Origin of the sequence: Xanthobacter autotrophicus (genome assembly GCF_030015065.1) — a bacterium.
Taxonomy (GTDB): Bacteria; Pseudomonadota; Alphaproteobacteria; order Rhizobiales; family Xanthobacteraceae; genus Xanthobacter; species Xanthobacter autotrophicus_D.
Genome location: NZ_JAIVFN010000145.1, coordinates 1 through 8886, shown reverse-complemented (window position 1 = coordinate 8886; position 8886 = coordinate 1). Strand labels below are relative to the sequence as shown.

General features: G+C 70.4%; 10 protein-coding genes. 8 read left to right on the top strand and 2 right to left on the bottom strand.

Going from position 1 to position 8886, the window contains the following annotated elements; translation table 11 throughout:
- Positions 1–62: 62 nt before the first annotated feature.
- The 5 genes from K9U40_RS20390 (at position 63) to phnE (K9U40_RS20370) (ending at position 5517) form a co-directional block, all read left to right on the top strand.
- The gene (locus K9U40_RS20390) at positions 63–1328 is read left to right on the top strand and encodes an amidase (RefSeq protein WP_282891951.1); all 1266 of its coding nucleotides are present in this window, start codon (positions 63–65) and stop codon (positions 1326–1328) included.
- A 567-nt stretch (positions 1329–1895) separates the two neighbouring features.
- A complete protein-coding gene (gene phnC, locus K9U40_RS20385; RefSeq protein ID WP_282891950.1) occupies positions 1896–2705 on the top strand; it encodes a phosphonate ABC transporter ATP-binding protein in 810 nt (269 codons plus the stop codon).
- A gap of 81 nt (positions 2706–2786) precedes the next feature.
- Positions 2787–3695, top strand: coding sequence for a phosphonate ABC transporter substrate-binding protein (gene phnD / locus K9U40_RS20380; RefSeq protein WP_282891949.1), 909 nt, complete (start codon positions 2787–2789; stop codon positions 3693–3695).
- Positions 3696–3772: 77 nt separating this feature from the next.
- The gene (gene phnE, locus K9U40_RS20375) at positions 3773–4657 is read left to right on the top strand and encodes a phosphonate ABC transporter, permease protein PhnE (protein WP_282891948.1); all 885 of its coding nucleotides are present in this window, start codon (positions 3773–3775) and stop codon (positions 4655–4657) included.
- Entirely contained in the window at positions 4654–5517 is an 864-nt protein-coding gene (gene phnE, locus K9U40_RS20370) for a phosphonate ABC transporter, permease protein PhnE (RefSeq protein WP_282891947.1), read from the top strand. The genes phnE (K9U40_RS20375) and phnE (K9U40_RS20370) overlap by 4 nt, the downstream gene beginning before the upstream one ends.
- Before the next feature lie 111 nt (positions 5518–5628).
- On the opposite strand, the gene K9U40_RS20365 is transcribed toward phnE (K9U40_RS20370), so the two are convergent.
- Positions 5629–6252 (bottom strand): pyridoxamine 5'-phosphate oxidase family protein, encoded by a 624-nt coding sequence (locus K9U40_RS20365; RefSeq protein WP_282891946.1) that lies wholly within the window; start codon positions 6250–6252, stop codon positions 5629–5631.
- 50 nt (positions 6253–6302) lie between these two features.
- Positions 6303–7061 carry a phosphonate metabolism transcriptional regulator PhnF gene (gene phnF / locus K9U40_RS20360; protein ID WP_282891945.1) on the bottom strand — a complete coding sequence of 253 codons (759 nt, stop codon included), beginning with the start codon at positions 7059–7061 and terminating at the stop codon, positions 6303–6305.
- Between the two features lie 176 nt (positions 7062–7237).
- Between phnF and phnG the strand changes: the two genes are divergently transcribed.
- The 3 genes from phnG to K9U40_RS20345 form a co-directional block, all read left to right on the top strand.
- Positions 7238–7738, top strand: a complete 501-nt coding sequence (phnG, locus tag K9U40_RS20355) for a phosphonate C-P lyase system protein PhnG (RefSeq protein WP_282891944.1) — start codon at positions 7238–7240, stop codon at positions 7736–7738.
- Positions 7738–8385: a phosphonate C-P lyase system protein PhnH gene (phnH, locus tag K9U40_RS20350; RefSeq protein ID WP_282891943.1), complete on the top strand. Its 648-nt coding sequence runs from the start codon at positions 7738–7740 to the stop codon at positions 8383–8385. Before phnG ends, phnH begins: the two co-directional genes overlap by 1 nt.
- Before the next feature lie 4 nt (positions 8386–8389).
- The coding region (locus K9U40_RS20345) for a carbon-phosphorus lyase complex subunit PhnI (RefSeq protein WP_282891942.1) at positions 8390–8886 on the top strand (497 nt) is incomplete at its 3' end.

Below are 8886 nucleotides of genomic sequence, written 5' to 3'. Positions count from 1 at the left end.
CGCCGCCACCGCCGCCGCCTGCGCATGGTGTGCGCCCTTTGCCCCTGCCCCCGAGTCCCGTCATGTCCCTCCTTCTCGCCCGCGATCTGGCCGACGCCCTCCATGCCGGGCGCACCACGCCCCGCGCCGTGCTGGAAGACGTGGCGCAGGCCATCGCCGCCCGCGAAAGCCAGGTGCGCGCCTTCGCCGCCCTCGACCTCGACCGGGCGCGCGCGGCGGCGGACAAAGCGGGCCTTGCCGCTTTGCCCCTCGCCGGCCTGCCGGTGGGGGTGAAGGACATCATCGACACGCGGGACCTGCCCACCGCCTATGGCAGCCCGCTCTATGCCGGCCATCGTCCGCGCAACGACGCCCCCGTGGTGGCCATGACCCGCCGCGCCGGCGGCCTCGTGGTGGGCAAGACGGTGACCACCGAATTCGCCTTCCTGAAGCCGTCGCAAACCCGCAACCCGCGCCGGCTCACCCACACGCCGGGAGGCTCGTCGGCGGGCTCGGCGGCGGCGGTGGCGGCGGGCATGCTGCCCGTGGCCATCGGCACCCAGACCGCCGGCTCGGTGATCCGCCCCGCCGCCTTCTGCGGGGTGACCGGCTACAAGCCCACCTTCCGCCTGTTGCCGACGCTGGGCATGAAGACCTTCTCCTGGCATCTCGACACCATGGGCCTCATCGCCGCGCGGGTGCGCGACGCCGCCTTCGCCGCCGCCGCCATCACCGGCCGCGACCTCGACATCGGCGACGAGACGGCGGAGCGCCCGCGCATCGCCATCGTGCGCACGGCCCGCGCCGCCCAGGCTTCGGCGCAGGCCCATGCCGCGCTGGACACCGCCGCCCGCGCCGCCGAGGCCATGGGCGCGCGCGTGTTCGACCTCGATCTGCTGCAGGAGCTGGAGGCCGCCGACGCCGCCCATGCCACCATCCAGGATTTCGAGGCCGCCCTCGCCTTCGCCGACGAATATGAATACGACCGCGACGGCCTCTCGCCGCAGCTCGCCGCCCATCTGGACGCCGCGCGCCTGATCGCGCCCGAGACCTACGACCTGGCCCGGCGCACCGCCAAGCGCGCGCGGCAGAAGCTGGGCGACCTGTTCGCGGAGGTGGACGCGCTGATGACCTTCGCGGCGCCCGGCGCCGCCCCCGAGGGCTTCGCCACCACCGGCTCGCCGGTGTTCTGCCGGCTGTGGACGCTGCTCGGCTGCCCGGCCATCGCCGTCGCCGGCCTCCAGACCTCCGACGGCCTGCCCATGGGCGTCCAGCTCGTGGGCCGTTTCGGCCGTGACCGGCAGGCGCTCGCGGTGGCAAATCTCGTGGAACACGCCATCTCCCGCTGAAATACAATATTTCACTATGGTTTGGCGACGCCTCCGCTTGCGGCGCAGCGTCGAGAAAAAGGCAGAACCGGGGCACACTTGCCTTGCGACAGTCACGCAATGCAGCAGAATGCCGGCCGCAGCGCAGCACATCTTACCTCTTCACGCATTTTGAGAATTTGCTAAGGTTTCTTGCGAGATCGACTTTGCGAGGAAGAAGGTGACCTTCGGCCATCTGCTCACCATGATCGAGACCTGTGCCGCCTTCGCCTTCATTGGCGCGGTGCTCTTCGGGATGGTTTGAGCCTCTGGCCGCACCCCCCGCCGGATCGAAGAACAAACAAAGCGTGGTCCGGTCGATCCGCGGCGCCGGGGAGGCTCACCTCCCCGGCGTCTCTGCGTGGAGGTCGCAGCGCCCGGCCGCGCCCCGCGGCCCTACTGTCACAATCCGCGCGCCGCCCGTGACACTTCCCTGACACGCCGGCGCCCCTGCCGTGAAAACGCCTTGCGGCTCCACCGCCGGCCAAACGTCACACGGCTGTTGCGCTTCGCCCTTATGAGGAGGCCGACGCGCAACGGAGCGACCCGATGCTGGTGATCGAGGGCCTCACCCGCCGCTTCGGCGACAAGGAGGCCGTGTCCAACGTCGATCTTCAGATCGGCGCAGGCGCCTTCGTCGGCGTCATCGGCCGCTCCGGCGCCGGCAAGTCGACCCTGCTGCGCATGATCAACCGCCTGCAGGACCCCTCGTCCGGCCGCATCCTGCATGAGGGCCGCGACGTGACCGCCCTCAAGGGCCGCGCCCTGCGGGCGTGGCGGGCCGAGGCGGCCATGATCTTCCAGCAGTTCAATCTCGTGGGCCGGCTCGACGTGCTCACCAACGTGCTCATGGGGCGGCTCGCCACCGCGCCGGCCTGGCGCGCGCTCTCCAAGAGCTGGAGCGCCGAGGACCGGGCCATCGCCCTCTCCGCCCTCGACCAGTTCGACATCGCACCGCTCGCCGCCCAGCGCGCCGACAGCCTCTCCGGCGGGCAGCAGCAGCGTGTCGCCATCGCCCGCGCGCTGGCGCAGGAGCCGGCGCTGATCCTCGCCGACGAGCCCATCGCCTCCCTCGATCCGCGCAACACCAAGATCGTGATGGACGCGCTTTTGCGCATCAACAAGCATTTCGGCATCACCGTGCTGTGCAACCTGCACTCCCTCGACCTCGCGCGCACCTATTGCGACCGCCTCGTGGGCATGGCGCAGGGCCGCGTGGTGTTCGACGGCGCGCCGGCCGCCCTCACCGAGCAGGTGGCCCACGACCTCTACGGCCTCGAAGCCGGAGAGGTGATGGACCTGCCCGCGGGCAAGCCCGCCTTCGGCGGCGCCATTCCAGAAGCCGCGGCGCTGGCCTGACCGCCCGCCGCCCCGCGCCGGCCATGCGCACGGCCGCGCATCCGCTCGCTTGAAACCGACCCCTGCCGACAGGAGCCCTGAATGCTGAACCGTCGTACCCTGATCGCGGCCTGTGCCGCGCTCGCCGTCTCCGCCGGCGCCGCGGCCGCGCAGGACTGGAAGGCGAAGTATCCCGAGCTGGTGTTCGCTGTCGTCCCGGCGGAGAACGCGACGGGCGTGATTGAACGGTACACCCCCTTTACCGAGTATCTGTCCAGGCAGCTCGGCACCAAGGTGACCCTGCGCATCGCCAACGACTATGCGGCGGTGATCGAGGGCCAGCGGTCCGGCAACGTCCACATTGGCTCCTACGGCCCGTCCGCCTTCGCCCGCGCGCTGATGACCGGCGCCAAGATCGAGGCCTTCGCCATCGAGGTGAATGCGGACGGCACCAAGGGGTACCGCTCGGTGCTTTATGTGAAGGCCGACAGCCCCTACAAGTCCATCGAGGACCTGAAGGGCAAGAACATCTGCCTGGTGGACCCCAACTCCACCTCCGGCAACAACGTGCCGCGCTTCTCCCTGAACAAGATGGGCATCAAGCCGGACGAGTTCTTCGGCAAGGTGGTCTATGCCGGCTCCCACGAGAATGCGGTGATCGCCGTGCAGCAGGGCACCTGCGACGCCGCCTTCAACTGGTGGAACGACGAGCAGGAATCCAACCTCAAGCGCATGGAGCGCAAGGGGATGGCGAAGTACGACGACTACCGCATCATCTTCAAGTCCGAGCAGATCGTGAACTCGCCCTACGCCTATCTCGCCGACCTGCCGTCCGAGCTGAAGGCGAAGATCCGCGACGCCTTCTTCTCCATCGACAAGAACGACAAGGCCGCCTTCGACAAGATCTATGAAGGCAAGCAGCAGATGTGGCAGCCGGTGGACAACGAATCCTACGTGGGCATCATCGAGCTGAACAAGTTCGTGGACGAGCTGCGCAAGAAGAAGTCCTGATCTTTTCACGAAGACGCCCCTATCCCCGCGCGGGGATAGGGGCGATCGCCGTCCAGAGGCACCCCAGAGGCACCCCCTTGGCCCACGCCGTCACCCGTCTTCCCGACGCGCAGCTCGCGCCCATGCTCGCCGCCTACGAGGCGGCGGTGCGCGAACGCCGTCGGCACACCCTCATCGCCGCCGCGGTGGTTGCGGTGTGCATCGCCCTCGCCGCCTGGATGGGCGAGGTGAAGCCGGGCGTGCTGTTCGCCAATGCGGGCCGCCTCATCAGCTATTTCGCCTCCATCGTGCCCACCCTGCGCTGGGAGACCCTCGGCGCCGACCTCGCCGAGTGGTACTGGAACCTCGACCACTGGCTGAAGCTGCTGCTCGACACCATCCTGATCGCCTATCTCGGCACCCTGATCGGCGCCATCGGCGCCTTCCTCCTGTGCTTCCTCGCCTGCGCCAACCTGGTGCGCAGCCCGCTCATCCGCCTCACGGCGCGGCGCTTCCTGGAATTCTGCCGCACGGTGCCGGAGCTGGTGTTCGCGCTGCTGTTCGTGGTGGCGTTCGGGCTCGGGCCCATGCCCGGCGTGCTGGCGCTCGCCATCCACACCATGGGCGCGCTGGGCAAGCTGTTCGCCGAGGTGGTGGAGAATATCGACATGAAGCCGGTGGAGGGCGGGGTGGCCGCCGGCGCCTCCTGGCCCAAGATGGTGCGCTTCGCGGTGGTGCCACAGGTGACCTCCAATTTCGCCTCCTACGGGCTGCTGCGCTTCGAGATCAACGTGCGCGAGGCCTCCATCATGGGCTTCGTGGGCGCGGGCGGCATCGGGCAGGACCTCGTCGAGGCCATCCGCAAATTCTATTATTCGGATGTCTCCGCGATCCTGCTCCTCATCATCGCCACGGTGATGATCATCGACCTTGCCACCGAGCAGGTCCGCCACCGGCTGCTTGGCGTGGGAGGCCGCGCATGAGCCGCGCCCGCATCACCCTCGACGCCGAGGCGCGGGCGCGCCTTGCCGCCGCCTATCCGCAGGCGCTCAGCCCCGCCCCAACGCAGCGGCTGCGCGTCATCGCCATAATCGCGATGCTGGCCGGGATCGCCGTGTTCAGCTTCTGGCGCCTCGATTTCAACCTGGACCGCATCGGCTCCGGCCTCGCCCAGCTCGGCCACTTCCTCACGCTGATGGTGCCGCCGGACCCCGGCACCCAGCTGCCGCTCTACATCCACGCCCTGGGCGAGACGCTGGCCATCGCCTTCCTCGGCACGCTGCTGGGCGCGGTGGTGGCATTCCCGTTCGGCTTCCTTGCGGCGAAAAACGTGATCCCCAACATCTTCGCCCATTTCGCCGTGCGCCGCCTGCTCGACACGGTGCGCGGGGTGGACCGGCTGATCTGGGCGCTGATCTTCGTCACGGTGGTGGGCCTTGGCCCCTTCGCCGGCATCCTCGCCATCGCCACGGCGAGCTTCGCGGAGCTGGGCAAGCTGTTCTCCGAGGCGGTGGAGGCGCTGGACAGGAAACCGGTGGAAGGCATCGTCTCCACCGGCGGGTCGGATGTGGAGGCGGTGCGCTTCGGCATGCTGCCGCAGGTGCTCCCCGTGCTGGCGAGCCAGCTGCTCTATTACTTCGAATCCAATGCCCGCCAGTCCACCATCGTCGGCATCGTGGGCGCGGGCGGGCTGGGCCTGCACCTCGCCGAGCAGATCCGCGTGCTGGAATGGCAGAAGGTGTCGTTCCTCATCCTGATGATGCTGGCCATGGTGGCGACGATCGACTTCATCTCCTCGCGCCTGCGCTTCTCCATCATCGGCAAGACCCGGCTGGAGCCGTGAGGCGCGCAAATGCCAACGGCCGGTGAGTGGGCCTCATCGGCCGTTGGCATAAGCCCGCGCGGCGCCTGAGCGCCCCCTCTCGGCGCCGGTCAAAGACCGGGGCCGTCGGGATCAGTACAGGATGCCGCGATAGCGCTCGACCATCGCCTCCTGGCTCTCGGCCTCGCCGCCTGCACCGCCGGTCTTGCCGGCGATCTGGTCGCGCAGCATCTCGCCCATGGTGGGCAGGGCCGCGCGCTCCACCTGCGCCTCCGCCGCCCACAGGCGCGAGCGCATGAAGGCCTTGGCGCAGTGGAGATAGGCCTCTTCCACCGCCACCTTCAGCACCGTGCGCGGCGCCTTGCCGCCCACCGCGAAGCGGGTCGTCAAACCGGCGTCGTCATGGATGGCGGCCCGCCCGTTCACGCGCAGGGTCTCGTCCACGCCGGGAATGAGGAACAGCAGCCCGACCCGCCCCGTCGCGAGGATGTTGCACAGGGAATCGAGGCGGTTGTTGCCCGGCCGGTCGGGGATGAGCAGCTCGCGCTCGGTGGCGGCGACGAAGCCGGGCGCATCGCCCCGCGGCGACACGTCGGCGGCGCCCTGGGCGTCCGCCGTGGCGATCAGCACGAACGGGCTCAGGGCGATGAAGCGTCGGCAGTGGGGATCGAGGCGGTCGATCACCTTGTCGACGCTGCGCCCCGCCGGCATGCCATAGAGGGTGCGCAGCGCGCCCTCGTCCCGGATGGCGGCCATGGATTGTCCCTCCTGCATCGGAGCTGTTCGGGGGCGGGCGAGACCGGCGCTCACGCCTTGAAGACGAGCTGCACCCGGTCCGCCGCGAAGGAGGAGCGGCCCCATTGCAGGGGCACGCCGTTCGGCTCCACGTCGAGCCGCTCCAGCACCAGCACCGCCCGGCCGGGGGCCAGCGACAGCAGCTCCAGCTCCCGCGCATTGGCGGGCCGCGCGGTGATGCGGGTCTCGCGGCGACGGTAATCCTCGATGCCGAGGGTAGCGAGCGCCCGCGTCAGCGAGCCGGTGGCCGCATAGATCAGGTCGAGGTCGCGCAGGCGCGCATGGGGGAACCACGCGGTACCGAACGAGATGGGCACCCCGTCCGCCTCATGGATGCTCTCGATGCGCAGCACCAAGGTGCCCTCGGGCAAAGCCAGCTCCCGCGCCACATCCGGGCATGCCGGCTCCACCGAGGAGCCGAGGAAGCGGCCGAACGGCTCGCGCCCGCCCGCCGAGACGATCTCCGAGAAGCGGGTGCGCGCGCCGATGGGATAGCGCAGGGGCGGCTCTTTCACGAAAGTGCCGCGCCCGGCGGTGGCCTCGATCAGCCCCTGCTCGGCGAGGTGCGCCAGCGCCCGGCGCAGGGTGTGGCGGTTGACCCCGAAGGTCTCGGCCAGTTCCGCCTCCACCGGCAGGCGCGCGCCCGGTTTCAGGGCGCCGGACAGGATCTGCGCCTCCAGCTGCTGGGCGATCTGCCGCCACAGGGTGACGCCCGAGCCCCGGGCCACGCCCTCGCGCCCCTCGGCCGGCGCATCGGCCGCGTCCGTCATCGGGCTGTGACCCTTGGCTGAGAGACTGCGCGACGTCCCCGACATTTTCGCCTCCCTGACGGCCTCGCCGTCTTGTCTATTTATATAGATTATTATACAAATAGAGTCCAGCGGAGCAACGGCTCCCGCGTCCTTTCCGCGTGCCTGCCCGGCGGGCACCTGCATTCGAGGCGATCATGGGGCCCGACGCACCCGTTTCCGGACCGAAGACGCCCCCGCCTTTCCCCGAGGCGACGGACGACACTGCCGAGCGGCAGGCCATGATGGCGCTCTATGCCCGCGCCACCCGCGCCGAACTGGAGGCGGCGGTGGAACGCTTCTCGCCGCTGCCGCGGGTCCGGAAGCTGCGGCCGCCCGAGGCCGGGCTGGTGATGGTTCAGGGCCGCACCGGCGGCGATGGCGCGCCCTTCAACGTGGGCGAGGCCACGGTCACCCGCGCCGCCGTGCAGCTGGAGGGCGGCGCCACCGGCGTCTCCTACATGCTGGGCCGCGCGCCCGAGAAGGCGGAGGCCGCGGCCATCCTCGACGCCCTCTGGCAGGACCCGGCGCTCACGCTCGCGGTCAACGACGCCCTCGCTCCCATCCGCCGCCGCCTCGCGGCCGAGGAGGCCGCCGCAGCCGCCGAGGCGGAGGCCACGAAGGTCAACTTCTTCACCATGACACGGGGCGACGACTGATGACCGCGCTCGCCACCGCCGCGGCCCCTGCCCTCGCCGCCGGCTTCGCCGATCCGGTGCACGACGCCCAGCGCGCCTTTGCGGCGCTCATGCGGGCCATGGCCGAGCCGGCCCGCCCGGTGCCGCTGGCGAGCGATCTCGCGCCCCCGTCGCCGCTCTCGCCGGAGATGGCGGCGGCGGCGCTGGCGCTGCTGGATTACGAGACGCCGGTCTATCTCGACGCAACGCTGGCGGCGGCGCCGGACGTGGCCGCCTTCCTGCGCTTCCACACCGGCGCGCCGCTGGTGGCGGACCCGGCCGCCGCCCGCTTCGCCCTGATGGGCGACGGCGCGACGCTGCCGGACTTCGCGCGCTTCGCCCAGGGCGAGCCGGATTATCCCGACCGCTCGGCGACGCTGCTCGTCCAGGTGAAAGGCATGGGCGAACAGAAGCCGGGCGAGGCCATGCCGGGCGCAGGCGCGCTGGTGCTGGAAGGCCCCGGCATCAAGGGCCGGCACGCCTTCGCCGCCGCTCCCCTGCCGTCGGATTTCGCCCGGCGGCTTGCGGCAAACCGGGCGCTCTACCCGCTCGGCATCGACCTCATCCTGTGCGCACCGGGCGTCATCGCCGGCCTGCCGCGCTCCCTCGCTCCCCACACGCAGGACTGACCCCATGTATGTGGCCGTGAAGGGCGGCGAGGCCGCCATCCGCAATGCCCATGCGCTGCTCGCCAGTCGCCGGCGCGGCGACGCCTCGGTGCCCGAGATCGGGCTCGACCAGATCGCCGGGCAATTGTCCCTCGCGGTGGACCGGGTGATGGCCGAGGGCTCGCTCTATGACCGGGAGCTGGCGGCCCTCGCCATCAAGCAGGCGCGGGGCGACCTGATCGAGGCGATCTTCCTCGCCCGCGCCTTCCGCACCACTTTGCCGCGCTTCGGCGCCTCGGTGCCGGTGGATACGGGCGCCATGCGGGTCCGCCGGCGCATCTCCGCCACCTTCAAGGACCTGCCCGGCGGGCAGGTGCTGGGGCCGACCTTCGACTACACCCACCGCCTGCTGGATGAGCGTCTGGCGACCAGCGCGGCGGATGGCGCGGACCGCACCACGCCCGAGCCCGCCGCCTACGCCCCCTGTCTCTTATGCACATCTCCGAGCCCACGAGACTGCAG